This is a genomic window from Mycobacterium dioxanotrophicus, from assembly GCF_002157835.1.
Classification (GTDB): domain Bacteria; phylum Actinomycetota; class Actinomycetes; order Mycobacteriales; family Mycobacteriaceae; genus Mycobacterium; species Mycobacterium dioxanotrophicus.
Genome location: NZ_CP020809.1, coordinates 6,391,492 through 6,417,182 on the forward strand (window position 1 = coordinate 6,391,492; position 25,691 = coordinate 6,417,182).

Here is a 25,691-nt window from a genome sequence, read left to right on the forward strand (position 1 = left end):
CCCGTGAGCGATACCCCAAAAGGGCCCGACGCCCTCATTGAGCAGCGCGGACACACCCTGATCCTGACGCTGAACCGGCCGGAGGCGCGCAATGCGCTTTCCACCGAGATGCTCTCGATCATGGTCGAGGCCTGGGACCGCGTCGACAACGATCCGGAGATCCGCACCTGCATCCTCACCGGCGCGGGCGGCTACTTCTGCGCGGGCATGGACCTCAAGGGCGCGACCAAGAAGCCGCCGGGTGACTCCTTCAAGGACGGCAGCTACGACCCGTCACGCATCGACGGCCTGCTCAAGGGCCGCCGCCTCACCAAGCCCCTGATCGCCGCAGTCGAGGGCCCGGCCATCGCCGGCGGTACCGAGATCCTGCAGGGCACCGATATCCGGGTGGCCGGTGAGAGCGCGAAGTTCGGCATCTCCGAAGCCAAGTGGAGCCTCTACCCGATGGGCGGCTCGGCGGTGCGCCTGGTCCGTCAGATCCCGTACACCATCGCGTGCGATCTGCTGCTGACCGGACGCCACATCACCGCCGCCGAGGCACTGTCCTACGGCCTGATCGGCTACGTGGTGCCCGACGGTACAGCGCTGGACAAGGCGCTGGAGATCGCCGAGGTGATCAACAACAACGGCCCGCTGGCCGTGCAGGCGATCCTCAAGACCATCCGCGAGACGGAGGGCATGCACGAGCTCGACGCGTTCAAGCCCGACACCGCCAACGGCATCCCGGTGTTCCTCTCTCAGGATGCCAAGGAGGGCCCGCTCGCCTTCAAGGAGAAGCGGGCGCCCAACTTCCAGATGAAATAGGCCGTCCGCCAGACGTTTGCGCCGAGGATTGCGGTCAGTATTTGGCCGCAGTCCTCGGCGCTGTCGTTATCTGGGCCCGTCGCTCACCAACGCCGGTGTGGCGGCCCCCAGAACGGCGGAGGGGGCGGCGGCGGTGGTCCCCAGAACGGTGGTGGCGGTGGACCCCAGAACGGTGGCGGGGGTGGCCCCCAGAACGGCGGGGGCGGTGGTGGCGGCGGGCCCCAGAGCGGGACGGACCCGAATTGGACGCCTGCCGGCATCGTCGCGGGCTCGGCATTGGCCACCCCGGACACGCCGAGCGATCCCGCCACGAGCGCTCCGCTGATCACGACCCCACCGATCAGCCTCTGCCGCAATTTACGTCGTGCCATATCGTGCACCTCCTCGTCATCACATTTAGAAAGCCTATCTAATAATGTCGCCGCAAAGGAAGTTCGCGTATCAGATACATAGCGAAAACTTAACCAGCACACAGCTTTCCGGATCCCGCAGAAAATGACTGGGTAGGCGCTCACCAGGACCTATACGGTGCTGAGCTATGCATGACCTCGAGGCAGCGATCCTGGCGCGGCACTCCACGCGACTGTTCCGGCCGAACAAACCCGTTCCTCGGCAGTTGGTCGACGAAGCCCTCGAGCTCGCCATCCACGCGCCGTCGAACTCCAACGTCCAGCCCTGGCAGGTGGTGTTCACCACGGGCCCCGCGCGGGACAGGCTCGTCAAGGCGCTGTTGGCCGAGGCACAGGCGACGGATCCGCAGATCCCTCCGCTGCCCGCACAGTTCGAGCACTACCGACGCGACGTCGGCAAGTTGGTGTACGGCGCGATGGGCATCGCCCGCGCCGACGTCGCGGCCAGACGCCTTGCAGTGCTACGCAACTGGGAATTTTTCGGCGCACCGCTGGCCGGCGTCGTATGTATGCACCGCGAGCTGGGCCATGCCGACAGCCTCGGGGTGGGCATGTTCCTGCAGACGTTCCTGCTGGCGCTCACCGCACGGGGCCTCGACAGCTGCGTGCAGGTATCGATCGCGGGCTATCCCGAGATCGTGCGCGAGCAACTCGGGATCAGCGACGACATGCGCATCATGTGCGGGGTCGCGGTGGGCTACGGCGTCACGGATTTTCCTGCGAACACCGTGCGGTCGCCGCGAAACCCGGTCAGCGACAATGTCTCTTACCTCGAAGACTGATCAACGCGAGACCGGCGCGGTCGGGGTGAACACCACCGGCATCGCCTCCGGGCCGCTGACGAAGTTCGCTGGGCGCAGCGGCACGTCGGCTCCGGTGTCCAGCCGCAGATCGGGCAACCGCTGCAACAACCGCCCGACCATCAGCTTGAGCTCCAACCGGGCCAGCTGATTGCCCAGGCAGAAATGTGTTCCGAAGCCGAATGCCAGATGGCTGTTGGGATTCCGGTCGATCCGGAACGTGTCTGGGTCGCCGAACACGGCCTCGTCGAAGTTGGCCGACTCGAACATCAGCATGATCTTTTCGCCGGATCTGAGCTCGGTGCCGTGGAAGGTTGTATCGGCGGTCAGCGTGCGGCACATGTTCTTCACCGGCGAGGTCCAGCGCAGCATCTCCTCGATGGCGCCGGGGAGTTTCTCCTGGTGCGATTTATGGTCTTTGGACAAGCGCTCATCCGCCACCAACGTGTCCCACTGATCGTGGTGCCGCAGCAGTTGCTCGACGCCGCCGCTCAGGGTGTGCCGGGTGGTCTCGTCACCGCCGATGAGGATCAGCAGCGTCTCGAAGACGATCTCGTCGTCGCTCATCTGCTGGCCCTCGACCTCCGCGTTGACCAGGATCGAGAAGAGGTCGTCAGTGGGATTGGCCCGCCGCTTGATGACCTCGTTCCTGGTGAACTCGGTGTACGCGGCGAACGTCTCCATCAGCTTCTGGATGACGGTCTGGTCGACGTGTGAGGACAGCCCGCACACCAGGTCGTCGGACCACCGCAGCAGCATGTCCCGCTCTTCGGGCAGCACTCCGAGCATGTCGCCGATGACGGCCATCGGCAGCGGCGCAGCGATGTCGCGGACGAAGTCGCACTCGCCGCGTTCGCACACCGCGTCGATGAGCGTGTCACACAGCCGGATGATCGATGGCACCTTGTCCATCACCCGCTTGCGCGTGAACCCGGCGTTGACGAGCTTGCGCCGCAACAGGTGTGCGGGATCGTCCATGTCGATCATGTACGGCATGCCGGGCTGGTCTGGCCGGATACCGCCTGCGCTGGAGAACAGCTCGGGGTTGCGCTCGGCGTCGAGCACCGCCTGATAGGTGGCCGCCGCGGCCTGGCCGTTGCGGTCCCGGAACACCGGCTCGTTGGCCCGCATCCAGCGGTAGGCCTCACGAGCTCCGCCGTTGGAGTAAAACCTCCCGTCAGCCAGGTCGACGTCGGGCTTGGTGCTGGGAAGGGTCTGGGTCATGAGATCTCCTTGGCGTCACCGAACGTCATCTGCACGTTCTGCACTGAACTCGATAGGAGGGCGCGTTTGGGCAGGCCAAGTGCCGCAAGCTCGTTGGCGTACGGGTGATCGCCCAGCCACAGCCGGACCCCGCCGAGCCGATAGCGCACGCCGGAAAGCCGCATCTCCCCCGCGGTTTCCCGGGTGACGCCGTCGAGGTGCGAGAAGGTCGGGTGGACCTGCGGCTTGGACGTGAACCTGGCAGGCACCGGGACCCCAGGTTTGAATTCCATCCCGACCGCGAGCTGCCCGTCGATCGTCACATCGAACCCGAACTGCCGGCCGTCACGAACAGTGAAGTCCGCCATCACTTTTGGATAGCCCCAGATCGACCGTCCGGCCTCGCACGTGAACTCTTGATCGACGGGCAGGTGGTGGATGAACGCTGCGGCGGACTGAAGGGCGCGCATGCCGCCTGCGGTCGAACCGGGCGGGTTGACCATGACATTGGTGCCGTATTCCAGGTACTGCCCCAGGTCGCCGTCGGTGTAGCGCATGAGCATCAGCACGACGACGGCGCGGCCCGGCCGGTAGCGGCAGACCTGTAGGCCGCTGTAGTCGATCATCCGCTGCGCGGCGCCGGCGTCGACGGAGAACATCGCCATGTGTTGATCCGCGGCGCGGATCCGCACGGGCATGGTCACCACAGAGCCGGCGACGGTGTGCTGCGAGGGCGTGGCTTCGGATGAGCGCTTGCGCGAAGACCCAGTGGCGTCGGTCACACCCCAAATCTAGAACGCGTTCTAAACACTTTGCAAGAAGTGTCTACCGTTACCGGCGAGGGAAAATGTCCCAGCTACACGAGGGTGGCCAACTCCCGGAGCTGTTCGGCACTACGGCCACTCACCACCATCGTGGTGACGCCGGCGGCCTCCCAGACCTTGATCTGCTCCCGTACGTAGTCTTTGTCGCCGACGATGGCCGCATCGTCGACCACCTCGTCCGGGATGACTTTGGCCGCTCGGTCCTTTCCGTCCTGACGGCCCGAACGGAACAGCGCCGTCACCTCGTCGACCACGTCGCCGTAGCCCATCCGGCGGTAGACCTCGGCGTGAAAATTGGTGTCCTCCGAACCCATTCCGCCCATGTAGAGCGCGAGGTATGGCTTCATCGCCGCGAAGGCCGCGGGGCGGTCCTCGGTGATGACGATGTTGGCCGTCGCGCAGATCTCGAAGTTTTCGCGGGATCGACGCGCCCCCGGCTTCGCGAACCCTTCGTCGAGCCAGGCGTTGTAGGTGTCGGCCATGCGCGGCGTGTAGAAGATCGGCAGCCAGCCGTCACAGATCTCGGCGGCCAGCGCGACGTTCTTGGGGCCTTCGGCGCCGAGCATGATGGGGATGTCGGCGCGCAGCGGATGGGTGATGGGCTTGAGTGGTTTGCCCAGCCCGGTCGTACCCTCGCCCGAGGCCGGCAGCGGGTAGTGCGGTCCCGCGCTGGTGACGGGGGCCTCGCGGGCCCAGACCTGGCGGATGACGTCGATGTACTCGCGCGTGCGGGCCAACGGCTTGGGGAACTTCTGGCCGTACCAGCCCTCGACCACCTGCGGCCCGGACACCCCGAGCCCGAGGACGTGCCTGCCACCCGAGAGATGGTCCAGGGTCAGCGACGCCATCGCGCACGCCGTCGGGGTGCGGGCCGAGAGCTGGACCACCGATGTGCCCAACCGCAGCCGGCTGGTCTCGCGCCCCCACCAGGCCAGCGGCGTGAACGCGTCCGAACCCCACGCCTCAGCGGTGAACACGGTGTCGAACCCAGCGTCCTCGGCGGCAGCGACCAGCTCCGCATGGTTGGTGGGCGGCTGCGCGCCCCAATATCCGAGTTGAAGACCGAGCTTCATTAGTTTGCCTTTCGACCCGTCCTTGCCACGATTCTTAGAACCTGTTCTACTCGATGTGTGACAGCCAGCCAAAGCCGCCCGGCCTCGATAGATCATCACGAGCCGCCACTTTCTGCGCCACTGAAACTGTCGTTTGACTACACCCGTTCAGTGGGCCCGGTGCTCGGTCAGTTCTTCACTGCCCTGCGTGACCGCCGCGTCGTCGGCGTACGCGGGTCGGACGGGCGTGTGCATGTGCCACCCGCCGAGTATGACCCGGTCAGCTACGAACCACTGACCGAGGTGGTGCCGGTCTCCAGCGTCGGGACGGTGTTGTCCTGGACCTGGCAGCCGGAGCCACTCGAGGGCCAGCCGCTGGACCGTCCGTTCGCCTGGGCGTTGATCAAGCTCGACGGCGCCGACACGCCGCTGCTCCATGCGGTCGACGCCCCGGAAGGCCAGCTCAGCACCGGGGACCGGGTCCATGTGCACTGGGTCGACGAACCTGTCGGCGCGATCGCCGATATCGCGTACTTCGTGCCGGGTGACACCCCTGAAGACGTTCCGGATGTGACCGACGACCGCGATCCGATCACCATGCTCGTGGTGCCGACGGCCATCGAGATCCAGCATTCCGCGTCGTACCCGGAGAGCGCGTACCTGCGGGCACTGCAGGAGGGCACGCTGCTCGGTGCGCGCACGGGCGAGAACGGGAAGGTGTATTTCCCTGCGCGCGAGGCTGATCCGGCCACCGGTCAGCAGTTGACCGAGTATGTCGAGCTGTCCGACAAGGGCACTGTCACCACGTTCGCGATCATCAACATCCCGTTCGCGGGACAGCGCATCAAACCGCCGTACGTGGCGGCGTATGTGCTGCTCGACGGTGCTGATATCCCGTTCCTGCACCTGGTGACCGAGATCCCTGCCGACGAGGTGCGCATGGGCATGCGGGTCGAGGCCGTGTGGCGCCCCCGTGAGGAATGGGGCCTGGGCATCGACAACATCTCTCATTTCCGGCCGACGGGTGAGCCCGACGCCGACTACGACAGCTACAAGCACCACCTGTAAGGGAAACCCCACATGACTGTTCGTGATGTTGCTGTCGTCGGTTTCGCGCATGCCCCGCATGTGCGACGCACCGACGGCACCACCAACGGTGTCGAGATGCTGATGCCGTGTTTCGCCCAGCTCTATGCCGAACTCGGCCTGCAGCAGACCGACATCGGTTTCTGGTGCTCGGGGTCCTCGGACTACCTTGCCGGACGGGCGTTCTCGTTCATCTCCGCGATCGACTCGATCGGCGCGGTACCGCCTATCAACGAGTCCCACGTCGAGATGGACGCCGCATGGGCACTGTATGAGGCTTACATCAAGATCCTCACCGGCGAAGTCGACACCGCATTGGTCTACGGTTTCGGGAAGTCCAGCGCGGGCGTGCTGCGCCGCGTGCTGGCCCTGCAGACCGACCCGTACACCGTCGCACCGCTGTGGCCCGATTCGGTGTCCATGGCCGGCCTGCAGGCCCGCTTCGGTCTCGACGCCGGCAAGTGGACCGCCGAGACCATGGCGCAGGTGGCGCTGGACTCGTTCGCCGCAGCTGAGCGGGTCGATTCGGTGAAATCGGCCGACACTGTCGCCGAGCTGCTGGACCGGCCATTCTTCGCCGATCCGCTGCGCCGCCACGACATCGCCCCCATCACCGACGGCGCCGCGGCGATCGTGCTCGCGGCCGGCGACCGGGCCCGCGAACTGCGCGAAAACCCCGCCTGGATCACCGGTTTCGAGCACCGCATCGAGACGCCGATCCTGGGTGCGCGGGACCTGACGACCTCGCCGTCGACGGAGGCCTCCGCGCAGGCCGCGACCGGCGGCGACACCGCGTTCGATGTCGCCGAGTTGCACGCGCCGTTCACGCATCAGCAGCTGATCCTCACCGAGGCCATCGGCCTGGGCGCGTCGACCAAGGTCAACCCGTCAGGTGGCGCGCTGGCCGCCAACCCGATGTTCTCGGCCGGCCTGGAGCGCATCGGCTTTGCCGCACAACTTATTTTCGATGGCTCCGCGGGCCGCGTGCTGGCGCATGCCACGAGTGGCCCTGCGCTGCAACAGAACCTGGTCACCGTCCTGGAAGGGAAGAGCTAGATGGCCAACAAGGCAGCCGTCCTCGGCACCGGGCAGACCAAGTACGTGGCCAAACGTCACGACGTCTCGATGAACGGCCTGGTGCGCGAGGCCATCGATAAAGCACTCGCCGATTCCGGTTCGACGATGGCCGATATCGACGCCGTCGTGGTGGGTAAGGCACCGGACTTCTTCGAGGGCGTCATGATGCCCGAACTGTTCATGGCCGATGCGACCGGCGCGACCAACAAGCCGCTGATCCGCGTGCACACCGCGGGCTCGGTGGGCGGATCGACGGCCGTCGTCGCCGCGAGCCTGGTGAAATCCGGCAAGTACCGCCGCGTGCTCACCATGGCGTGGGAGAAGCAGTCCGAGTCGAATGCCATGTGGGCGTTGAGCATCCCGGTGCCATTCACCAAGCCGGTGGGCGCCGGTGCCGGCGGATATTTCGCACCGCACGTGCGCGCCTACATCCGGCGCTCGGGCGCACCGGATCACATCGGCGCGATGGTCGCGGTCAAGGACCGCCTCAACGGTGCCAAGAACCCCTTGGCCCATCTGCACCAGCCCGACATCACGCTGGAGAAGGTGATGTCGTCCCAGATGCTGTGGGATCCGATCCGTTTCGACGAGACCTGTCCGTCCTCCGACGGTGCGGCCGCGATGGTGATCGGCGACGAAGAGACGGCCGATGCCCGGGCCGCCGACGGACACCCGGTGGCTTGGATCCACGCCACCGCACTGCGTACCGAACCGCTGGCCTACTCGGGTCGCGACCAGGTCAACCCGCAGGCCGGCCGCGACGCCGCCGCAGCGCTGTGGCGTGACGCGGGCATCACCAGCCCGATCGACGAGATCGACGTCGCCGAGGTGTATGTGCCGTTCTCCTGGTTCGAACCGATGTGGTTGGAGAATTTGGGTTTTGCCGCGGAGGGTGAGGGCTGGAAGCTCACCGAGGCCGGGGAAACGGCCATCGGCGGCAAGATCCCGTTCAACGCCTCGGGCGGCGTACTGAGTTCGAATCCGATCGGCGCGTCGGGCATGATCCGCTTCGCGGAGTCGGCGATCCAGGTCATGGGCAAGGCGGGTGATCATCAGGTCGAGGGCGCCCGCAAGGCTCTCGGTCACGCCTATGGTGGTGGTGCACAGTACTACTCGATGTGGGTGGTCGGCAGCGACAAGCCGGCGGACAAGTCATGAGCATGAAGTACACGCTGAGCGTGGCCATGGGGCCGCTGGAACATCTGACCGGATTGGCCCGTACCGCAGAGGAAGTCGGGTTCGATTCCATCGCCCTGCCCGACTCGCTGTTCTACATGGAGAAGCAGGCCGCCGATTACCCGTACACGCCGGACGGATCGCGGATGTGGAACGCCGAGACTCCGTGGGTGGATCCGCTGATCGCGGCCGCGTCGATGGGTGCGGTGACCTCGACGCTGCGGTTCTACACCAACGTCATGAAACTCGGCTCGCGTAATCCGCTGCTACTCGCGCGGCAGGTTGGCTCAGTGGCCAACCTTACCGGCAACCGCTTCGGTTTCGGCGTCGGAATCGGGTGGGCCCCAGAGGAATTCGAATGGTGCGGGGTACCGTTCGCCAAGCGCGGGGCACGTGTCGACGAGATGATCGAAGTGCTCAAGCTGGTACTCGGCGGCGGCATGGTCGAGTTCCACGGGGAGTTCTACGATTTCGACCGCTTGCAGATGAGCCCCGCGCCGTCGCAGCCGGTCCCGTTCTACGTCGGCGGGCACACCCCGGTCGCACTCAAGCGGGCCGCCCGGGTCGGTGACGGCTGGACCAGCGCGATGATGACGTGCGCCCAGCTGGCCGAGACGGTTCAGGCCATCAACAAGCTGCGCGCCGAATACGGCAGAGCCGACGAGCCTTTCGAGTACCAGGCGGTGTGCATCGACAAATTCGACCTCGACGGGCACCGCGAGCTCGCCGCGGCGGGCATCACCGACAACATCGTCATCCCGTGGCTGCTCGAGGGCCTGGGCTTCGACGCTCCGCTGGAGAAGAAGCAGGACTCGCTCAAGCGGTTCGCCGACATCTACATCCACTCCGGCTGGCAGGACTGACATGGCAGTGACCGATCCCAACCATCCGGCTCATCTGGCGGGCCAGCGGTCGCGGGCCGCGGTGGCGGCGCGGGACAAGGAGGCGTGGCTGGCGGTGTTCGCCGACGACGCGATCGTGCAGGACCCGATCGGGCCGTCGTTCTTCGACCCCGAAGGCAACGGCCATCACGGCAAGGAGGCCATCGCGGCCTTCTGGGACAAGGCGATTGCCCCTACCGACAACCTGGAGTTCAGGTTCGTCGACACCTTCCAGTGCGGCAACGAGGAAGCCAACGTGGGAAGCATCGTGACCACCATGGGCGGCCATCAGATCACCACCGAAGGCGTGTTCACCTACCGCGTCAACGATGCGGGAGAGATGGTCGCGCTGCGGGCCTTCTGGGAGGTCGACCGCGCCGCGGCGACCGCGACGCCGGCCTAACCCTCCGGTACCTCCGAGAGGCCGGTCAGGTAGCGCTGCGCCAGCTCCTGGTAGGCCTGTGGGTTGGTGTTGACCCACATCTCGGCCCCGGTGCCCCCGATCGGTCCCCTGATCTTCGCGGGCGCGCCGGTGACCAGCACCTCGTCGGGAATCTTGGTGCCGCCCACCACCAATGAGTGGGCGGCGATCAAGCTGCGTCGCCCGATCACGGCGCCGTCGAGCACCGTCGAGTGGTTGGCGATCAACGCCTCGGCTCCGACATGCGCACCATGTACGACGCACATGTGCGCCACCGTCGCGCCCGGCCCGATGTCCACCGGAATACCGGGAGGGGCGTGCAGAACCGAGCCGTCCTGCACGTTGGCGCCCACACGGATCACGATGGGCGCATAGTCACCCCGCAGCACCGCGTTGAACCACACCGACGCACCGGCCTCGACCGTGACATCACCGATCAACGTGGCGGTCGGCGCCACGAATGCAGTCGGATCCACTCTGGGCGCGCGGCCCTCGAATGAGTACAGGGGCATCGTTCACATATACCGCAGGCCGGCCTCGCAGGCCGGGCAGTCGCTCATCGCGACGCGTACTGTGAACAGTAATTATGCCGTTCCCGACGTCATCGCCGCTGAAACTCGTGCTCACTGCAGGTCTCGCCACGATCGTCGCCACGACGGCGGCGAGCTGCTCCGCCACCGACCCAGGCTCCGCCGCGCGCTGGGGTATGACGCCCACCACAGCGTCCAGCGCGCCACCCGCAGCCGCCCCGCCGGTCGCGGGTACCACCAAGCCGGGCAGCCTCGATTACAGCCGCCTGATGCTGACCGCAACCGACATCAGCATTCCGCCGGACACCTTCACCGTGAGGTCGTCGAACACCAATCCGAACGGCATGTCCGGCGCCAGCGCGTTCTTCGTCAACACCGACGACACCAAGGCCATCGCCGACACGATCCTGATCTATCCCGATGCCGCCACCGCCACGGCCACGCTGCGGCAGGCGTCGACCGCTGTGAGCACGATAGTCACCGGCGGCACCCCGCAGCCGTTTCCGGTCGGCACGGACGGCACCGTCGTGGCCGGCGTCTCGCCCGACGGCGCCAAAGCAGTGACGCTTCTCATGTTCACCGAGGGGCGCGCCCTGGTTCGGCTCGAGTTCGACAGCGCCCCTGGCCAGCCGGCGTCACCACAGGTCGTGACCAGCGTGGGAACGATGCAGGAGATCGCCCTCCGGGTGGGTTTACCGGCGACATAACGCGGCCGACGGCGCGCTACGCGACAGGTCACACACCCTCATTGCCAGACGCGGAGGAAAAACTGTAACGTGTTCTAGTTAGAGAGAGACGGACTGGAGGCGTCATGGCTACGGAGACTGCCGGCGGGCAGGAGCGCAGCGACCGGGGAATCAGCGTCGGCGGGCAGGAGCGAAGCGACCGGGGATTCAGCTCTGCTGTTCGAGAGATCGACACCGGCGCGCTGCCCGATCGGTATGCGCGGGGCTGGCACTGCCTCGGCCCGGTGAAGGACTACCTGAACGGCGAGCCGCACTCCATCGAGGCGTTCGGCACCAAGCTGGTGGTGTTCGCCGATTCGCAGGGGGACGTCAAGATTCTCGACGGCTACTGCCGTCACATGGGCGGCGACCTGTCCCAGGGCACCATCAAGGGCGACACCATTGCCTGCCCGTTCCACGACTGGCGCTGGGGCGGCGACGGCAAGTGCAAGTTGGTCCCCTACGCCAAGCGCACCCCACGGCTGGCCCGCACGCGCGCCTGGCACACCGACGTCCGCGGTGGCTTGTTGTTCGTGTGGCACGACCACGAGGGCAACCCGCCGCAGGAAGAAGTGCGGATCCCCGAGATCCCGGAAGTTGCGAGCGACGACTGGACCGATTGGCGTTGGAACACGATGCTCATCGAGGGCAGCAACTGCCGCGAGATCATCGACAACGTCACCGACATGGCGCACTTCTTCTACATTCACTACGGCCTGCCGACGTACTTCAAGAACGTGTTCGAAGGCCACATCGCGTCGCAGTACCTGCACAACGTGGGTCGCCCCGACATCGGGGGCATGGGCACGGCCTACGGTGAGGCACATCTGGATTCGGAGGCGTCGTACTTCGGGCCGTCGTTCATGATCAACTGGCTGCACAACAACTACGGCGGCTACAAGGCCGAGTCCATCCTGATCAACTGCCACTACCCGGTCAGCCAGGACGCATTCGTGCTGCAGTGGGGTGTGATCGTCGAAAAGCCCAAGGGCATGGACGATGCCACCACCGAGAAGTTGGCCGCGGCGATGACCGACGGTGTCAGCAAGGGCTTCATGCAGGACGTCGAGATCTGGAGGCACAAGACCCGTATCGACAACCCGCTGCTGGTCGAGGAAGACGGTGCGGTGTACCAGATGCGCCGCTGGTACCAGCAGTTCTATGTCGACGTCGCCGACGTGACACCGGACATGACCGACCGGTTCGAGATGGAGATCGACACCACCGCGGCCAACGAGAAATGGCACATCGAGGTGGAGGAGAACCTCCGGCAGCAACAGGCGGAGCAGGCGTCGACGTCATGAGGCCCGAGGTCGACGAGTTGGCTCGCTCGATGCTGCTGCTGCACGGGGTGCACGATGACGACCACCCGCACCCCGCCGGCAGTGACAGCAAGCCCGGAACATGGTCCAAGGCACCGGATTTCGCGTCCGATCCGCAACGAGCAGCCGCGGTCCGGGAGGCCACCGAGCAGGACCGGCAGCGGTACCTCACCTCGGGCCTGGCCTCGGTGGACTGCCGGTTCTGTCACGTCACGGTCCAGGTCAAGAAGCTGGGTCCGGAACACACGTCGGTGCAGTGGAACTCGGAGGCGACGCAACGTTGTGCCGTGTTCGCCGAACTGCGGGAATCCGGGGGCGATCCGGCGCGGGCACGCTCGTGCCCGCGTCTGACGGATAGCATCAGGCATGCTGTCGCCGAGGGTTGCCTGGAGGAGTTCTCCTCGGCGCCCTCGCCTGGCGACGGCTGAGGACATGCTCCGACGGGGGTCGATTCTGATCCTCGGTCTGACCCTTGCACTCACCGGCTGTACCCGGGTGCTCGACCAGCCGCATCCGCAGGCTGAGCAATCGGTGGCACCCATCCCTGCGGGACAGGTCCACGATCTGCTGAGTCCGCACGTGCAGGATCAGGACGGCAATCTGTTCGTCACCGTGTCACCCGAAACCTGCAGCGGGGTGGCCAGAGAGGTCGATCCGCCGTTCATCGCCGACCGCCACCCGGCGGCCACCGACGGTGGGCACTGGGCCGACGAGGGCCGGGTGTACATCGAAGAGATGGTCGCGGTCTACCACCGAGACTTCGACCCGAAGGCGGCGCTCGCCGATGCCCGCCACGCCATCGATTCCTGCCGCGACGTCACGTTCACCGTCACCACGATGCGCGGCCAGCACTACAGGTTCACCCTTCTGCCACAGGCCAACTCAGGATCCCCGGACATCGCGCTGTGGTCGTTCCGCAGCCCTGACTGGGCCTGCGACAGCGCGTTCGTCGCCGCCCACAACGCCGCCATCGAGATCTCGACGTGCGGCGTCGTGGGCGGCTATGACGTGCTGTCACTGGCTCGCGAGGCACTGAAGCGGATCAACACACTCGCCAACACCACGGTGTGATGGGGCTTCTCAGAGCCCCTTGAAGCGCTCCTTGACCTGCTCGGTGGTCAACCCGTAATCGGCCAGATCGTAGGTGTGCTTGGGCGCGCGGGGCCCCCTCTTACTCGCCTCGTTCACCGCGGTGACGGCGGCGCGGGCCGCATCGGTGTAGGGCAGGCCGAAGTGCTTGTACACGTTCTCCACGGTCGTGATCGGATCGGCAATGAACTCGAAATAGTCGACATCATAGAACTGTGCCGAATCATGCTTGGCGCGTTCGGCGTTGAACAACTCAAGGCCGCGCGACCAGGTCTCGAGCGCGTCTGCGCCGATCTGGGCGCCGGTGAAACTGTTCGACCACCCTTCGGTGGTGTGCTGGGACAACGAGCACATCGAGGCCATGATCGTCTCGGCCGGCCGGTGGCACTGGATCACCAGGGCGTCAGGGTAGGTCGCGAAGACCGCGTCCAGTGCGAACAGATGACTGGGATTCTTGAGCACCCAACGCTTTTCCGGATCGTTGAGCCCGATGAGCTGTAGGTTGCGGCGGTGCCGCTGATACGACCGGGTCCAGTCCTGTCCGGCGAGCCAGCAGGCGTAGGTGGGCAGGTGCGCGAGCGTCTCATACGACACCGAGTGCAGCGACTGCCGCAGCAGCTGCCAGCACTCCTCCACTTCGTCGGCGGTCATGAAGTGCAGCCCGGTGTAGTCCGGGTTCTCCTCATGATGCTGGTCGAAGCGGGCGGCCAGCTGTTGGTAAACCGGGTTCTCCGGCCAGGTTTCGCGGGGCGGCCGCGGCTGCGGGAACTCCGCCAGCCACATCTCAAGACCCTGATGCGCCGGGTCGGCGGTCAACAACCGGTGCAGCACCGTGGTTCCCGTGCGCGGCAACCCGGTGACGAAGATCGGCCGCTCGATCGCCACCTCGACATGCTGGGGGTACTGCTTCCAGGACGACTCACTGAGCAACCGCGCCACCAGGGCGTTGCGCAGGAAGAACCGGGACATCTTGCTGCCGAGCTCGGTGAGATCGGCGTCGCGCTGATACGACTCGAGCAGTACGCCCAGGGCTTCGCGGTAATTGTCGTCGTCGGCCCCGAAGTCGTCGAGGCCGGTGGCCTTGGTCGCCGAGGCGTGCAGATCGTCGACCGTGCCGACGTCGACCCGTGCCTTGCTGCTCATGCTTTGAACTCCCCGCAGTTCACATCGAGCGCCTGGCCGGTGATACCGCTCGCCATGTCGCTGGCCATGAACAGGATGGCCGAGGCGACCTCGTCCTCGGTCGGCAACCGCTTGAGATCCGAAGCGGCCGCGGTGGCCTTGTAGATCTCCTCGACCGTGGTGCCGTACTTGCCGGCCTGGTGAGCGAAGTAGCTCTCCAGCGTGCCACCCCAGATATAACCCGGCAGAACGGAATTGACTCGAATACCCTGGTCACCCAGCTCAGTGGCCAGCGTCTGCGACATCGCCAGCAGTGCAGACTTGGCCATCTTGTACGCGCCGTACTTGGCTTGCGAGTGCCGCACCACCATGGAGTTGACGTTGACCACCGAGCCGTTGGACTCGGCCAGCGCCGGCGTGAACGCCTGGATCAAGCGCAGGGCACCGAACACCGTCAGCTCGATGGCCTCGCGCATGTGCTCGAAGGTCGTGTTGGCGAAGGGCTTCATCGACGGCACCCGAAACGCGTTGTTGATCAACACGTCAACCTTGCCGTAGGCCTCGTTCGCGACCGACACCAGGTTGTTGACCTGATCGTCGTCGGTGATGTCGGTGCCCACCGCGATGGCGCGCCGGCCCAGGTCGGCGACCTGCTTGGCGACATCGTCGAGCCGTTCGACGGTGCGAGCAGCCAGCACCAGATCAGCCCCGGCCTCGGCGCACCGACGCGCCAGCGTGGTGCCCAGTGCCGGGCCGACGCCACTGATCACGACGACTCGGTCTTTTAGCAGACCATCAAGCTTCACGGACATCCGCTACCCCAGCATCCTGTTGGCGATTTGCTTCTGACGCAGCGCAATCCGCTGCCGCCATTCTTCTTGCGAGATCTTGTTGTGCTCGTAGTACGGCAAGGCGGTCTCGATCTTGGCAAGGTCCACCAGTTCCACCGTCGGGCCGTCGGCCTCGGTCAGCTCGCGCGACACCCGCTGCCACCGGAACTGCACGAACCCCTTGGCGTGGCCCAGGGTCTCCACCCAGTTGGTGACGCCGGGATTCTCGTCGGAGACGACGATGCGGATCTTGCCGTCCGGATCAGCTTGGGCCTGAGTGCCGTTCAGTGAGGTCTGGTGGTTGATGTAGTCCAGAGAGATGTACCAGAGGCTGCCCAGCTGGAATCCGAGGTACGGCGCGTCGGTGACGGGCAGCGTGATGAGCATCGCCTGATCCGGCTTGAGGTCGTAGTGGCCCGCCGACGAGTACTGGGTGGCCAGACCGCCGGGCGTGAGCCGCGGCGCCACCATGGTGTTGACGGGAATATTCATGTAGAACCACTGCGGGAACTGCAGCCAAGTCTTGATCCGTTGCACCAGCTGCTTGCCCGCGGTGGCGTAACGCTTTTCGATCAGTGCCCGGGTGAGCGCGGGCGGTGCGGTGCCTGCGGTGTCGGTCCTGGCGATCGCCAGCGTGCCACGTCGGGCCGACCAATCGTTGTAGACCTCGCGGATCACCAACTGGGCGGGAGCTTTCGGCGTCACCCGCCATTCGAAGGTGCCGTCCTCGGCGATGTCGAGGGCACGGTCGTCGAATGCCGTCTCGCTGTCGGGCACGTCTCTGTCGGTGTACTCACCGCCGAGCATCTGGAAGCTGAGATCCGTTGTGGTGCCGCGGGTTCCCGTGACGACGTACTCGTGGCCCGCCTGCACCCGGGTACCGAAGTACAGCGTGTCCGGGTTGTCCAGCCCCATCTTGTTGAAGGGGCCGGTGCCCGATAGCAAGAACGGGTGGTCGCGGTCGTAGTCGAACGCGATGTGCGTACAGGCCGAGATGCCGCCCGCGAGATATTGCAGGCCCTCGAGCAGATCGGCTTCTGATTCGATGTGCGGCGCCTCGCGGACCAGGCGCTCGGCCTCCGCAATGGCGTCGACAAGTGGTTGGGCGTACATCCATCCCCGTCCTCGCGGTCCAATATTGGACCGTAGTGGTAGAGTTTCCGACCTGAGGTTAGAACGTGTTCTAGTTCGAGTCAATGTCGGAGGTCCGGATGACGGTGACGGAATCGGCCGGCCGCGCGTCGCCACCGACTGCGCGGGTGGTAGCCATCCTGAATTTTTTGGCAGGGCATCCGCACGAGCACTTCGGCCTCTCCGAGTTGGCCCGCCGCATCGGATTGAGCAAGCCCACATGCCTGGGCATCCTCACCACACTGTCCGACGCCGGCTACGTGATCCGCGACGCCCAACAGAAGACGTATCGGCTTGGGCCCACGCTCATTTCACTGGGCCACACCGCACAGGAATCGATGCGCGTGAGCCCAGGCGCACGCGACGAACTACGGCGGCTCTCCGAGACGTTCAACGCCACCGCGGCCCTGTCCGGCGTGGTCGACGATCGCATCACCTTGCTGGAACTGGTCTCACCACCCGGCACTCCGGTCACCGTGCAGGTCGGGCAGAGCTATCCGTTCGCACCGCCGGTGGGCCTGATGTTCGTGCTGTGGGATGACCGGGCCGTCAAGGGGTGGCTCGCCAAAGAACCGACCATCCCGCTGCGCACCGACGGTGAACGGCTCGACCGCGTCATCGCCGAATGCCGCACATCGGGATACCTGGTGGAACGTCTCACCCCAGGCGGCCGACGCCTCTACGCACTGATGGCCGGCATGTCGAGCACCCTGCCCGACGAGCTGCGCGCATTGCTCGGCGAGCTGATCTCCGACATCGGCGAACGCGTGTACCTACCTGGCGAAGCAAACGCCAAAACCCACGACATCAGCGTCATCGCCGCGCCGGTGTTCGACCATCATCAACGCCAGGTGATGGTGGCCTCGCTGCAGATCGGCCGGGCCCTGTCCGATACCGAGATCACCCGCCACGCCCGCGGGCTGTGCGCCACCGCCGACGTGCTGACGGCCCAGTTGGGCGGCTCGAAGCCGGCGCGCTAACTCGTGCTGGCCAGTACGAACGGCAACACCTCGGGCGCACCGGCGCCGCGCAGCACGCGCGCCGCCATCGTCAGCGTCCACCCGGTATCGGTCATGTCGTCGACCAGCAGGACGGGCCCGTCGGGGAACTGGACCTGCGGCCGCTCCCAAGACCCGTTCAGCGCGGCCACCCGGTAGGCCGAGTTCGCCGCGGTCACGGGCCGGCGGTCGGGTGCATAAGGCAGCGTGCCCAAGTCGGCCAGTCGGCCCAGCGCAGCCAGCCGCTGCACAGTCGAGCGGGTCAGCACCGGATGGCTCTGCGAATCCAGACCCATCACGGCGACGGGCCGGTTCTCCCAGTTCCAGGCCTTCAACACCGCGACCGCTGCCTGCACCACCTCGTCGGGCACCTCCTGATCCGGCTCGGCCAGCAGTTTGCGCAACCGCGCGCCCCAGCCGAGATCGGTGAGGCGGCCGATGGCCCGCCCCGGTGCTGCGCCGTCGTTGATGCGTCCCGACAGGGCGACTCCCAGGGATGCCAGGCCCGACGGCCACTGCTTGCGGGGCGCCACCGCGACCCCGGGGCGACGCAGCCGCTCCCGCGTGGCGGTCAGGGTTGCCTCGTCGACGGCAGTCTCGTAGTGGGTCCCGGCGCAGTTGTCACAACGGCCGCACCGCTGTCCGGGCTGAAGTTCGGGATCGTCGAGTTGCCCACGCAGGAACGCCATGCGGCAGGCGTCGGTGTCGAGATAGTCGAGCATGGCCTGCTGTTCGCGTTTCCGCGCCTCGTCCAGCGCGCGGTAGCGCTCCTCGTCGTAGCTCCACGGCTCTCCAGTGGAGATCCACCCGCCCTTGACCCGACGGACCGCGCCGTCCACGTCGAGCACCTTGAGCACCATCTCGAGTCGGGACCGGTTGAGGTCCACCAGGGTTTCCAGTGCGGGTGCCGACTGCGGCCGTTCAGGGTCGAGTGCTCGGATGACGTTGCGCACCATGGCTTCTGATGGGAACGCCACCGAGGCGAAGTACCGCCAGACGTCCTGGTCTTCGACGCCGGGCAGCAGGATCACCTCAGCGCTGGCAGTGGCACGGCCCGCACGCCCCACCTGCTGGTAATAGGCGATCGGCGACGACGGCGCGCCCAGATGCACGACGAAACCGAGGTCGGGCTTGTCGAAGCCCATCCCCAGGGCCGAGGTCGCCACCAGGGCTTTCACCTGATTGTCCAGCAGGTCGGCTTCCAGCTGTTCTCGCTCGGCAGTGTCGGTGGACCCGGTGTAGGCGGCCACCTTGTGGCCCTGCTCGGACAGCAGGGCGGCCACGTCGTGGGCCTGCGCCACTGTGAGGGTGTAGATGATGCCCGACCCGGGGAGCGAACCCAGTTGTGCGGCAATCCAGGCCGCACGCTGTGCGGGATTGCCCGCCTTGACCACCGCCAACCGCAGCGACTCGCGATCCAGTCCGCCGCGCAGCACGACAGTGTCGCGACCGCCGACGCCGAGCTGGGCTGCGACATCGTTGACCACCCGGTCGTTTGCGGTCGCGGTGGTGGCCAGCACCGGGATGTCGGCGCCCAATTCGGCGATCAGCGTGCGGATGCGTCGATAGTCGGGACGGAAGTCATGTCCCCAGTCGGATACGCAATGTGCCTCATCGACCACCACCAGACCGGCATCCGCTGCAAGCGCGGGCAAAACGTTGTCCCGAAAGTCGGGATTGTTCAACCGTTCTGGGCTCACCAGCAGCACATCGAGCTCGCCTGCGGCGACCCGCTGATGGATCGTGTCCCATTCGGTGACGTTGCCGGAGTTGATGGTCGCGGCCGCCACGCCGGCGCGCTCGGCCGCGGCCACCTGGTTGCGCATCAGCGCCAGCAATGGCGACACGATCACCGTCGGACCGTGGCCGGTGCTGCGCAACAACTTGGCCGCGATGAAGTACACCGCCGACTTGCCCCACCCGGTGCGCTGCACGACCAACGCCTGCCTGCGGTGCACCACGAGCGCCTCGATGGCCGTCCACTGATCGTCACGGAGCCGCGCGGCAGGCCCGGCCAACTGCTCGAGGATCGACTGCGCCTCAGCTCGCGCCGGTGCAGTCAGTTCGGATGTCACCTGACCCATCTTGCCCGCGGCGGCCGACACCTCGACTTGCCCACCCGCCGAATGTGAAGAAGTTGGTGACATTCTCGAGAATGTTCGCCATCTTGTTCACATTGGGCGACAACTACTCAAACCCCTGCCTGCTCCTGTTCGCGTTTGATCTCCAGGGCGATGTCGATGAGTTGGTCCTCCTGGCCGCCGATCAGCTTGCGCTGCCCGGCCCGGTGCAGCAGCTGGTGCGCAGGCACCCCGTAGCGCTCGGATTGGCGGATGGCGTGCTTGAGGAAGCTCGAATACACACCCGAGTAGCCCATGATCAACGCGTTGCGATCGAGCAGGCATTCGGCCGGCATCGCCGGTGCGACAACCTCTTCGGCCGCGTCGGCGATGTCGAAGAAGTCGATACCGGTCTTCACCCCGATCTTGTCGAACACGCCGATGAGCGCCTCGACCGGCGCGTTGCCCGCCCCCGCGCCGAACCGGCGACACGACCCGTCGATCTGCTTGGCACCCGCGCGCACCGCCTCGATGGAGTTGGCGACACCCAGGCCGAGGTTCTCGTGGCCATGAAAACCAACTTGAGCGTCCACTCCTAATTCGGCGACGAGCGCCGCCACGCGGTCGGCGACCCCATCCAAGACCAGGGCACCGGCAGAATCCACGACGTACACGCACTGGCATCCGGCGTCGGCCATGATGCGGGCCTGCTTGGCCAGCTTCTCCGGGCTGATCGTGTGGCTCATCATCAAGAAGCCCACGGTCTCCAGCCCCAGCTCACGGGCCAGCCCGAAGTGCTGGATCGACACGTCGGCCTCGGTGCAGTGCGTCGCGATGCGGCAGATCGACCCACCGTTGTTCTGCGCTTCCTTGATGTCTTCCTTGGTGCCCACACCCGGCAGCATCAGGAAGGCGATCTTGGCTTCCTTGGCCGTCTCGGCGGCCAGTTTGATCAGCTCCTGCTCCGGAGTCTTGGAGAACCCGTAGTTGAAGCTCGAGCCACCCAGCCCGTCACCGTGGGTGACCTCGATGACCGGCACACCCGCGGCGTCCAGGGCCGCGACGATGGCACCGACCTCGTCCTTGGTGAATTGGTGCCGCTTGTGATGCGACCCGTCACGCAACGACGTGTCGGTCATCCGGACGTCCCATACGGGGTTGAAGAAAATGTCACTCATCGGACTGCCTCCTTGACGCTGAGCGACTGCTTGGCGATCTCTTCGCCGACCTTGGTCGCCGCCGCGGTCATGATGTCCAGGTTTCCAGCGTAGGGCGGCAGGTAGTCGCCCGCACCCTCCACTTCCACGAAAACGGTGACAAGGTGGTTGCCACCGTTGACCACCGACGGCTCGTCGAACTGCGGCTCGTTGAGCAGCCGGTAGCCCGGCACATAGGTCTGCACGTCGGCCACCACGTCCTTGATCGACTGGGTGATGGCAGCGTGGTCGGCATCCTCCGGGATCGCACAGAAGATGGTGTCGCGCATGATCATCGGCGGCTCGGCAGGGTTGAGGATGATGATCGCCTTACCCTTTTGGGCCCCACCGATATCGCGCACACCCGCACTGGTGGTCTTGGTGAATTCGTCGATGTTCGCCCGGGTCCCCGGACCGGCCGAGGCCGATGACACCGATGCCACGATCTCGGCGTACGGCACCTCCGCGACACGTGAAACCGCGTGCACCATAGGGATGGTGGCCTGGCCGCCGCAGGTGACCATGTTGACGTTGGGTGCGTCCAGATGTGCGCGCAGGTTCGCCGGCGGGATCACGCCGGGGCCGACCGCGGCCGGGGTGAGGTCGACCGCCCGGATGCCGGCCTCGGCGTAGCGCGGTGCCGCATCGCGATGCACATAGGCACTGGTGGCCTCGAACACCATGTCGGGCTTCTCGTCTTGTGCCAGAAGCCAATCCACGCCCTCGTGGCTGGTTTCCAGACCCAGCTTGCGGGCCCGGGCCAGACCTTCGGACTGCGGATCGATCCCGATCATCCAGCGCGGCTCAAGCCACTCCGAACGCAGCAGTTTGTACAGCAGATCGGTGCTGATGTTGCCCGACCCGACGATCGCAACTGACATCTTCTCAGCCATTGTCGGCTCCCCTTATTCGAAACTCAGTCTTACTGAACCTAACCCGGCGAAGTCGGCGACGAAATCGCTGCCCGCTGGTGCATCTATCGCACGCGTGCACGAGCCAGGCAACACGATGTCTCCGGCCTTCAGGCGCACCCCGAAGCTCTCCACCTTGCGGGCCAACCAGGCCACCGCGGTCACCGGATTGCCCAGCACCGCATCACTACGACCTTCGGCGACGACCTCGCCGTGGTTGGTCAGCACCGCGTCGATGTTGCGGATATCCACATCCTTCGGCGACACCCGCGCCTCGCCGAGCACCCAACCCGCAGACGATGCGTTGTCGGCGATGGTGTCGCACAACTTGATCTGCCAGTTGGTGATCCGGGTGTCGATCAATTCGATGGCCGGCGCGAAGGCAGCGGTCGCGGCCAGCACGTCTTCCTCGGTGCAACCGGCCCCGGGCAGATCGTCGGCGAGGATGAATCCCACCTCGACCTCGACCCTCGGATAGAGGTACTTCGACGACTTGACCGGCACGTTCTCGAAGACCTGCATCTCGTCGAGCAGATGCCCATAATCCGGCTCGTCGACGCCCATCATGTCCTGCATCGCCTTGCTCGACAGCCCGACCTTGTGGCCGATCACCCTTGCGCCCCCGGCCACCCGCGCCCGAATGTTGATCAGCTGGATCTCGTAGGCGTCCACCACATCGATGTCGCCGTACCGATCAGTCAGCGGGGTGGTCGGAACCTGGCTGCGCTCGGCCTGGGCCAGGTCTGCAGCCAGCTGATCACGCACCTCGACGCTAAGCATTGTGATGAAGTCCCCTCACTTGTTTGACCGGGACAGTTGTTGGATTGCCGGCCAATTCTATAACGTGTTCTACATGACTGGACAGGAGTACGACGTCGTCGTGGTCGGCAGCGGCGCTGCCGGCATGGTCGCCGCCCTCACAGCTGCCCACCAGGGCCTCTCGACAGTACTGGTAGAGAAGGCCCCGCACTATGGAGGTTCCACCGCACGGTCCGGCGGCGGGGTGTGGATCCCGAACAACGAGATTCTCAAGCGTGACGGGGTCAAAGACACCCGAGACGCCGCCCGAACGTATCTCCACACGATCGTCGGCGACGTGGTTCCCGCCGAGAAGATCGACACCTACCTGGACCGTGGTCCGGAGATGCTGTCGTTCGTCCTGAAGAACTCGCCGCTGAAGCTCTGCTGGGTGCCGGGTTACTCGGACTACTACCCGGAGACGCCAGGCGGTAAGCCCACCGGCCGTTCGGTGGAACCCAAGCCGTTCAACGCCAAGAAGCTCGGCCCCGACCTGGACGGCCTGGAGCCGCCCTACGGCAAGGTGCCGCTGAACATGGTCGTGATGCAGCAGGACTACGTGCGGCTCAACCAGCTCAAGCGTCATCCGCGCGGCGTGCTGCGCAGCCTCAAGGTCGGCATTCGGTCCATGTGGGCCAACGCCACCGGCAAGAACCTGGTCGGGATGGGGCGCGCCCTGATCGCACCACTGCGGATCGGCCTGCGCGACGCCGGTGTGCCGGTTCTGCTCAACACCGCGCTGACCGACCTCTACGTCGAGGACGGCGCGGTCCGCGGTATCTATGTGCGCACGGCAGGTTCGCCGGAATCGGCTGAGCCGGAACTGATCCGCGCCCGTCGCGGCGTCATCCTCGGCAGCGGCGGGTTCGAGCACAACGAGCAGATGCGGGTGAAATACCAGCGCGCCCCGATCACCACCGAGTGGACCGTGGGCGCCGCGGCGAACACCGGCGACGGCATCATCGCCGCCGAAAAGCTCGGCGCGGCATTGGAACTCATGGAGGACGCGTGGTGGGGGCCGACGGTGCCGCTCGTCGACGCCCCATGGTTCGCACTCTCGGAGCGCAACTCCCCCGGCTCGATCATCGTCAACATGGCCGGCAAGCGGTTCATGAACGAGTCCATGCCCTACGTCGAGGCCTGCCACCACATGTACGGCGGGCAGTACGGGCAGGGGCCGGGCCCCGGCGAGAACGTTCCCGCCTGGCTGGTCTTCGACCAGCAGTACCGCAACCGCTACATCTTCGCCGGACTGCAACCGGGACAACGCATTCCGAAGCGGTGGCTGGACTCCGGCGTGGTGGTTTCGGCACCGACGCTGACCGAACTCGCGGAGAAGATGGGGCTGCCGGCCGACGCGTTCGCCGAGACCGTCGAGCGGTTCAACGGCTTCGCCCGTACCGGCGTCGACGCCGACTTCAAGCGCGGGGACAGCGCATACGACCGCTACTACGGCGATCCCACCAACAAGCCGAATCCGAACCTGGGTGAGATCAAGCACGGTCCGTTCTACGCGGCCAAGATGGTGCCCGGCGACCTCGGCACCAAGGGCGGCGTCCGGACGGACGTCAACGGCCGCGCCCTGCGCGACGACAACTCCGTCATCGAGGGCCTCTACGCCGCGGGTAACGTCAGCTCGCCGGTGATGGGGCACACCTATCCCGGCCCGGGCGGGACCATCGGTCCGGCCATGACGTTCGGATACCTGGCGGCGCTCCACCTCGCCTCGGCCGGAACGGCCACAACGAAAACAGGGGGCTGACATGCCGATCGATGTTGACAAGGCGCTGGCAGCAGAACTGGCTCCCGTCGAATTCTCGTGGACCAGCAGCGATATCCAGCTGTACCACCTCGGCCTTGGGGCCGGTGCCGACCCTCTGGCCCAGCGTGAGCTGCGCTACCTGATCGATGACACGCCCCAGGTGCTGCCGACCTTCGGCAACGTCGCGGCCAGCTTCCACATGACCGCACCGCCGACGGTGCAGTTCCCCGGCATCGACATCGAGCTGTCCAAAGTGCTGCACGCCAGCGAGGCGGTCAGCGTGCCGGGCCCGATCCCGCCCAGCGGGACCGCGAAGTCGGTTCAGCGGTTCACCGAGATCTGGGACAAGGGCAAGGCCGCGGTCATCGTCAGCGAGACCACGGTGACCGATCCGGCAGGCACAGTGCTGTGGACCACCAAGCGGTCGATCTTCGCCCGCGGTGAAGGTGGCTTCGGCGGCGAACGCGGCCCGTCGACGTCAGTTGAAATCCCTGACCGCGCACCCGATCTCGAAGTGTCACTGCCCACGCTGCCGCAGCAGGCTCTGCTGTACCGGCTGTGCGGGGACCGCAACCCGCTGCACTCGGATCCCGCGTTCGCCGCGGCCGCCGGATTCGACCGGCCGATCCTGCACGGCCTGTGCACCTACGGCATCGGCTGCAAGGCCATCGTCGACACCCTGCTCGACGGCGACGTGACACAGGTGGCGAGCTACGGTGCCCGGTTCGCCGGCGTGGTGTTCCCCGGAGAAACGCTGCAGGCCAACGTCTGGAAGGAAGACGGCAGGTTCGTCGGCGTGCTGACCGCACCGGGCCGCGGCAACACCATCGTGCTCTCCGGCGTCGAGCTTGTCCCGGCCTAGTTGAGGCCGGCAGCCGAGCCCGCTGAATTGCTTTGGCGGCCTAGCTTTTCCAGATACCGCCCATGCGCTCGGCAACGGTTGCGCACCATCTCGCCGCGCCCGCGCCCCCGCCGGTCGAGGATCTCGGAGGCCAACGCGGCCGATGTCACGACAGCTCGGTCTGAAATTCGCTATCGTTGTCAGATGCGTCACAGTGATTGCCAATGTGGTCATCAGCATTCGGCGCATCAGCACTATCGACGCGGCACGGATTGCGCGTTGTGTCAATGCCGCCGATATCGGCCCAACACCTTCCGCGGCAGGATGGGCGCATTGGCATCGCGCCTGGTACACGGGGGTCGCGAGGACCCGAATTCCTTGAATGGGCAATGATTTGCCGCTGTCGGCAGCGTCGCACCCGGCTCGAGCGATCAACACTGTCACCGCTCTCGTGCCGGCCGATCCCAGGCTCTGAACTCGAGGAGATCGGCGGCAACATATCGGAGCAGCCGTAGCCCTTCCCTCACAGGCGGCTGCGGTCCAGGTGGACTTCGTCGCCAACTCAAAACTTCGCTAGCATGGCGAGCGAGAACAGCCAATGTCGCGCAGTCGCCACGCGTACGGACACCGGGGAGCCCGTCT

26 protein-coding genes are annotated in these 25,691 nt (G+C 65.9%); 14 read left to right on the forward strand and 12 right to left on the reverse strand.

All coding sequences use genetic code 11. The features are described 5' to 3' along the window. The first annotated feature begins 3 nt into the window (after nucleotides 1-3). On the forward strand, nucleotides 4-804 hold the full coding sequence (locus BTO20_RS31205) for a crotonase/enoyl-CoA hydratase family protein (RefSeq protein ID WP_087079717.1): 801 nt from the start codon (nucleotides 4-6) through the stop codon (nucleotides 802-804). Nucleotides 805-887: 83 nt separating this feature from the next. Here the strand turns inward: BTO20_RS31205 and BTO20_RS31210 are convergent, their stop codons facing one another. Beyond that, nucleotides 888-1,175 carry a hypothetical protein gene (locus tag BTO20_RS31210; protein ID WP_087079718.1) on the reverse strand — a complete coding sequence of 96 codons (288 nt, stop codon included), beginning with the start codon at nucleotides 1,173-1,175 and terminating at the stop codon, nucleotides 888-890. A 167-nt stretch (nucleotides 1,176-1,342) separates the two neighbouring features. On the opposite strand from BTO20_RS31210, the gene BTO20_RS31215 reads away from it, so the two are divergent. Then, nucleotides 1,343-1,996, forward strand: a complete 654-nt coding sequence (locus tag BTO20_RS31215; protein WP_087079719.1) for a nitroreductase — start codon at nucleotides 1,343-1,345, stop codon at nucleotides 1,994-1,996. On the opposite strand, the gene BTO20_RS31220 is transcribed toward BTO20_RS31215, so the two are convergent. The 3 genes from BTO20_RS31220 to BTO20_RS31230 all read right to left on the reverse strand — a co-directional run bounded on the left by BTO20_RS31220 (nucleotide 1,997) and on the right by BTO20_RS31230 (nucleotide 5,114). Continuing rightward, entirely contained in the window at nucleotides 1,997-3,238 is a 1,242-nt protein-coding gene (locus BTO20_RS31220; protein ID WP_087079720.1) for a cytochrome P450, read from the reverse strand. Next, nucleotides 3,235-3,915 (reverse strand): acetoacetate decarboxylase family protein, encoded by a 681-nt coding sequence (locus BTO20_RS31225; RefSeq protein WP_087082939.1) that lies wholly within the window; start codon nucleotides 3,913-3,915, stop codon nucleotides 3,235-3,237. The genes BTO20_RS31220 and BTO20_RS31225 overlap by 4 nt, the downstream gene beginning before the upstream one ends. Before the next feature lie 158 nt (nucleotides 3,916-4,073). Then, the gene (locus BTO20_RS31230; protein WP_087079721.1) at nucleotides 4,074-5,114 is read right to left on the reverse strand and encodes an LLM class F420-dependent oxidoreductase; all 1,041 of its coding nucleotides are present in this window, start codon (nucleotides 5,112-5,114) and stop codon (nucleotides 4,074-4,076) included. Nucleotides 5,115-5,171: 57 nt separating this feature from the next. On the opposite strand from BTO20_RS31230, the gene BTO20_RS31235 reads away from it, so the two are divergent. From BTO20_RS31235 to BTO20_RS31255, 5 genes are read left to right on the forward strand one after another with little or no spacing between them, the layout of a single operon-like run. Further along, the gene (locus BTO20_RS31235) at nucleotides 5,172-6,161 is read left to right on the forward strand and encodes a Zn-ribbon domain-containing OB-fold protein (RefSeq protein ID WP_087079722.1); all 990 of its coding nucleotides are present in this window, start codon (nucleotides 5,172-5,174) and stop codon (nucleotides 6,159-6,161) included. Between the two features lie 12 nt (nucleotides 6,162-6,173). Then, nucleotides 6,174-7,235, forward strand: a complete 1,062-nt coding sequence (locus tag BTO20_RS31240) for a thiolase domain-containing protein (protein ID WP_087079723.1) — start codon at nucleotides 6,174-6,176, stop codon at nucleotides 7,233-7,235. Beyond that, nucleotides 7,236-8,414, forward strand: a complete 1,179-nt coding sequence (locus tag BTO20_RS31245) for a thiolase domain-containing protein (RefSeq protein ID WP_087079724.1) — start codon at nucleotides 7,236-7,238, stop codon at nucleotides 8,412-8,414. 2 nt (nucleotides 8,415-8,416) lie between these two features. Continuing rightward, on the forward strand, nucleotides 8,417-9,295 hold the full coding sequence (locus BTO20_RS31250) for a TIGR03619 family F420-dependent LLM class oxidoreductase (RefSeq protein WP_087079725.1): 879 nt from the start codon (nucleotides 8,417-8,419) through the stop codon (nucleotides 9,293-9,295). A 1-nt stretch (nucleotide 9,296) separates the two neighbouring features. Continuing rightward, nucleotides 9,297-9,716 carry a nuclear transport factor 2 family protein gene (locus BTO20_RS31255; RefSeq protein ID WP_087079726.1) on the forward strand — a complete coding sequence of 140 codons (420 nt, stop codon included), beginning with the start codon at nucleotides 9,297-9,299 and terminating at the stop codon, nucleotides 9,714-9,716. Here BTO20_RS31255 and BTO20_RS31260 read toward each other — a convergent pair. Continuing rightward, nucleotides 9,713-10,246, reverse strand: a complete 534-nt coding sequence (locus BTO20_RS31260; protein ID WP_087079727.1) for a gamma carbonic anhydrase family protein — start codon at nucleotides 10,244-10,246, stop codon at nucleotides 9,713-9,715. The two genes, BTO20_RS31255 and BTO20_RS31260, sit on opposite strands and share 4 nt — an antisense overlap. A gap of 194 nt (nucleotides 10,247-10,440) precedes the next feature. On the opposite strand from BTO20_RS31260, the gene BTO20_RS31265 reads away from it, so the two are divergent. The 4 genes from BTO20_RS31265 to BTO20_RS31280 all read left to right on the forward strand — a co-directional run bounded on the left by BTO20_RS31265 (nucleotide 10,441) and on the right by BTO20_RS31280 (nucleotide 13,382). Next, nucleotides 10,441-10,971: a hypothetical protein gene (locus tag BTO20_RS31265; RefSeq protein ID WP_087082941.1), complete on the forward strand. Its 531-nt coding sequence runs from the start codon at nucleotides 10,441-10,443 to the stop codon at nucleotides 10,969-10,971. A gap of 104 nt (nucleotides 10,972-11,075) precedes the next feature. Beyond that, nucleotides 11,076-12,293 (forward strand): Rieske 2Fe-2S domain-containing protein, encoded by a 1,218-nt coding sequence (locus BTO20_RS31270; RefSeq protein ID WP_087079728.1) that lies wholly within the window; start codon nucleotides 11,076-11,078, stop codon nucleotides 12,291-12,293. Then, entirely contained in the window at nucleotides 12,290-12,739 is a 450-nt protein-coding gene (locus tag BTO20_RS31275; RefSeq protein ID WP_087079729.1) for a hypothetical protein, read from the forward strand. The genes BTO20_RS31270 and BTO20_RS31275 overlap by 4 nt, the downstream gene beginning before the upstream one ends. Before the next feature lie 4 nt (nucleotides 12,740-12,743). After that, complete coding sequence (locus BTO20_RS31280) at nucleotides 12,744-13,382, forward strand: sensor domain-containing protein (RefSeq protein ID WP_087079730.1); 639 nt, start codon at nucleotides 12,744-12,746, stop codon at nucleotides 13,380-13,382. Between the two features lie 9 nt (nucleotides 13,383-13,391). Here BTO20_RS31280 and BTO20_RS31285 read toward each other — a convergent pair whose 3' ends face one another. Genes BTO20_RS31285 through BTO20_RS31295 form a run of 3 tightly spaced genes read right to left on the reverse strand, consistent with a single transcriptional unit; the run spans nucleotide 13,392 to nucleotide 16,465 of the window. After that, nucleotides 13,392-14,543, reverse strand: coding sequence for a sulfotransferase family protein (locus BTO20_RS31285; RefSeq protein WP_087079731.1), 1,152 nt, complete (start codon nucleotides 14,541-14,543; stop codon nucleotides 13,392-13,394). Then, nucleotides 14,540-15,334 (reverse strand): SDR family oxidoreductase, encoded by a 795-nt coding sequence (locus BTO20_RS31290; protein ID WP_087079732.1) that lies wholly within the window; start codon nucleotides 15,332-15,334, stop codon nucleotides 14,540-14,542. The genes BTO20_RS31285 and BTO20_RS31290 overlap by 4 nt, the downstream gene beginning before the upstream one ends. Nucleotides 15,335-15,337: 3 nt before the next feature. After that, entirely contained in the window at nucleotides 15,338-16,465 is a 1,128-nt protein-coding gene (locus BTO20_RS31295; protein ID WP_087079733.1) for a hypothetical protein, read from the reverse strand. Between the two features lie 98 nt (nucleotides 16,466-16,563). Between BTO20_RS31295 and BTO20_RS31300 the strand changes: the two genes are divergently transcribed. After that, entirely contained in the window at nucleotides 16,564-17,463 is a 900-nt protein-coding gene (locus tag BTO20_RS31300; protein WP_087082943.1) for an IclR family transcriptional regulator, read from the forward strand. Here BTO20_RS31300 and BTO20_RS31305 read toward each other — a convergent pair. The 4 genes from BTO20_RS31305 to BTO20_RS31320 form a co-directional block, all read right to left on the reverse strand. Continuing rightward, entirely contained in the window at nucleotides 17,460-19,565 is a 2,106-nt protein-coding gene (locus tag BTO20_RS31305; protein ID WP_087082945.1) for a RecQ family ATP-dependent DNA helicase, read from the reverse strand. The genes BTO20_RS31300 and BTO20_RS31305 overlap by 4 nt on opposite strands. Nucleotides 19,566-19,672: 107 nt before the next feature. Continuing rightward, nucleotides 19,673-20,719, reverse strand: coding sequence for a 4-hydroxy-2-oxovalerate aldolase (gene dmpG, locus BTO20_RS31310; protein ID WP_087079734.1), 1,047 nt, complete (start codon nucleotides 20,717-20,719; stop codon nucleotides 19,673-19,675). Next, nucleotides 20,716-21,630 (reverse strand): acetaldehyde dehydrogenase (acetylating), encoded by a 915-nt coding sequence (locus BTO20_RS31315; protein WP_087079735.1) that lies wholly within the window; start codon nucleotides 21,628-21,630, stop codon nucleotides 20,716-20,718. Before BTO20_RS31315 ends, dmpG begins: the two co-directional genes overlap by 4 nt. Nucleotides 21,631-21,642: 12 nt before the next feature. Continuing rightward, nucleotides 21,643-22,428, reverse strand: coding sequence for a 2-keto-4-pentenoate hydratase (locus BTO20_RS31320; protein WP_087079736.1), 786 nt, complete (start codon nucleotides 22,426-22,428; stop codon nucleotides 21,643-21,645). Nucleotides 22,429-22,501: 73 nt separating this feature from the next. Between BTO20_RS31320 and kstD the strand changes: the two genes are divergently transcribed. After that, entirely contained in the window at nucleotides 22,502-24,208 is a 1,707-nt protein-coding gene (gene kstD / locus BTO20_RS31325) for a 3-oxosteroid 1-dehydrogenase (RefSeq protein ID WP_087082946.1), read from the forward strand. A gap of 1 nt (nucleotide 24,209) precedes the next feature. Continuing rightward, on the forward strand, nucleotides 24,210-25,070 hold the full coding sequence (locus BTO20_RS31330; protein WP_087079737.1) for a MaoC family dehydratase: 861 nt from the start codon (nucleotides 24,210-24,212) through the stop codon (nucleotides 25,068-25,070). The last annotated feature ends 621 nt before the right edge of the window (nucleotides 25,071-25,691 follow it).

Bases quoted from the DNA above. Each gene is read 5' to 3' on its own strand.
- BTO20_RS31230 (WP_087079721.1), bottom strand. From the start codon at position 5,114: ATGAAGCTCGGTCTTCAACTCGGATATTGGGGCGCGCAGCCGCCCACC.
- BTO20_RS31250 (WP_087079725.1), top strand. From the start codon at position 8,417: ATGAAGTACACGCTGAGCGTGGCCATGGGGCCGCTGGAACATCTGACC.
- BTO20_RS31300 (WP_087082943.1), top strand. From the start codon at position 16,564: ATGACGGTGACGGAATCGGCCGGCCGCGCGTCGCCACCGACTGCGCGG.
- BTO20_RS31275 (WP_087079729.1), top strand. From the start codon at position 12,290: ATGAGGCCCGAGGTCGACGAGTTGGCTCGCTCGATGCTGCTGCTGCAC.
- BTO20_RS31245 (WP_087079724.1), top strand. From the start codon at position 7,236: ATGGCCAACAAGGCAGCCGTCCTCGGCACCGGGCAGACCAAGTACGTG.
- BTO20_RS31290 (WP_087079732.1), bottom strand. From the start codon at position 15,334: ATGTCCGTGAAGCTTGATGGTCTGCTAAAAGACCGAGTCGTCGTGATC.
- BTO20_RS31285 (WP_087079731.1), bottom strand. From the start codon at position 14,543: ATGAGCAGCAAGGCACGGGTCGACGTCGGCACGGTCGACGATCTGCAC.
- BTO20_RS31305 (WP_087082945.1), bottom strand. From the start codon at position 19,565: ATGGGTCAGGTGACATCCGAACTGACTGCACCGGCGCGAGCTGAGGCG.
- BTO20_RS31295 (WP_087079733.1), bottom strand. From the start codon at position 16,465: ATGTACGCCCAACCACTTGTCGACGCCATTGCGGAGGCCGAGCGCCTG.
- BTO20_RS31320 (WP_087079736.1), bottom strand. From the start codon at position 22,428: ATGCTTAGCGTCGAGGTGCGTGATCAGCTGGCTGCAGACCTGGCCCAG.
- BTO20_RS31225 (WP_087082939.1), bottom strand. From the start codon at position 3,915: ATGCCCGTGCGGATCCGCGCCGCGGATCAACACATGGCGATGTTCTCC.
- BTO20_RS31270 (WP_087079728.1), top strand. From the start codon at position 11,076: ATGGCTACGGAGACTGCCGGCGGGCAGGAGCGCAGCGACCGGGGAATC.
- BTO20_RS31240 (WP_087079723.1), top strand. From the start codon at position 6,174: ATGACTGTTCGTGATGTTGCTGTCGTCGGTTTCGCGCATGCCCCGCAT.
- BTO20_RS31220 (WP_087079720.1), bottom strand. From the start codon at position 3,238: ATGACCCAGACCCTTCCCAGCACCAAGCCCGACGTCGACCTGGCTGAC.
- BTO20_RS31255 (WP_087079726.1), top strand. From the start codon at position 9,297: ATGGCAGTGACCGATCCCAACCATCCGGCTCATCTGGCGGGCCAGCGG.
- BTO20_RS31210 (WP_087079718.1), bottom strand. From the start codon at position 1,175: ATGGCACGACGTAAATTGCGGCAGAGGCTGATCGGTGGGGTCGTGATC.
- kstD (WP_087082946.1), top strand. From the start codon at position 22,502: ATGACTGGACAGGAGTACGACGTCGTCGTGGTCGGCAGCGGCGCTGCC.
- dmpG (WP_087079734.1), bottom strand. From the start codon at position 20,719: ATGAGTGACATTTTCTTCAACCCCGTATGGGACGTCCGGATGACCGAC.
- BTO20_RS31215 (WP_087079719.1), top strand. From the start codon at position 1,343: ATGCATGACCTCGAGGCAGCGATCCTGGCGCGGCACTCCACGCGACTG.
- BTO20_RS31315 (WP_087079735.1), bottom strand. From the start codon at position 21,630: ATGGCTGAGAAGATGTCAGTTGCGATCGTCGGGTCGGGCAACATCAGC.
- BTO20_RS31260 (WP_087079727.1), bottom strand. From the start codon at position 10,246: ATGCCCCTGTACTCATTCGAGGGCCGCGCGCCCAGAGTGGATCCGACT.
- BTO20_RS31265 (WP_087082941.1), top strand. From the start codon at position 10,441: ATGACGCCCACCACAGCGTCCAGCGCGCCACCCGCAGCCGCCCCGCCG.
- BTO20_RS31330 (WP_087079737.1), top strand. From the start codon at position 24,210: ATGCCGATCGATGTTGACAAGGCGCTGGCAGCAGAACTGGCTCCCGTC.
- BTO20_RS31280 (WP_087079730.1), top strand. From the start codon at position 12,744: ATGCTCCGACGGGGGTCGATTCTGATCCTCGGTCTGACCCTTGCACTC.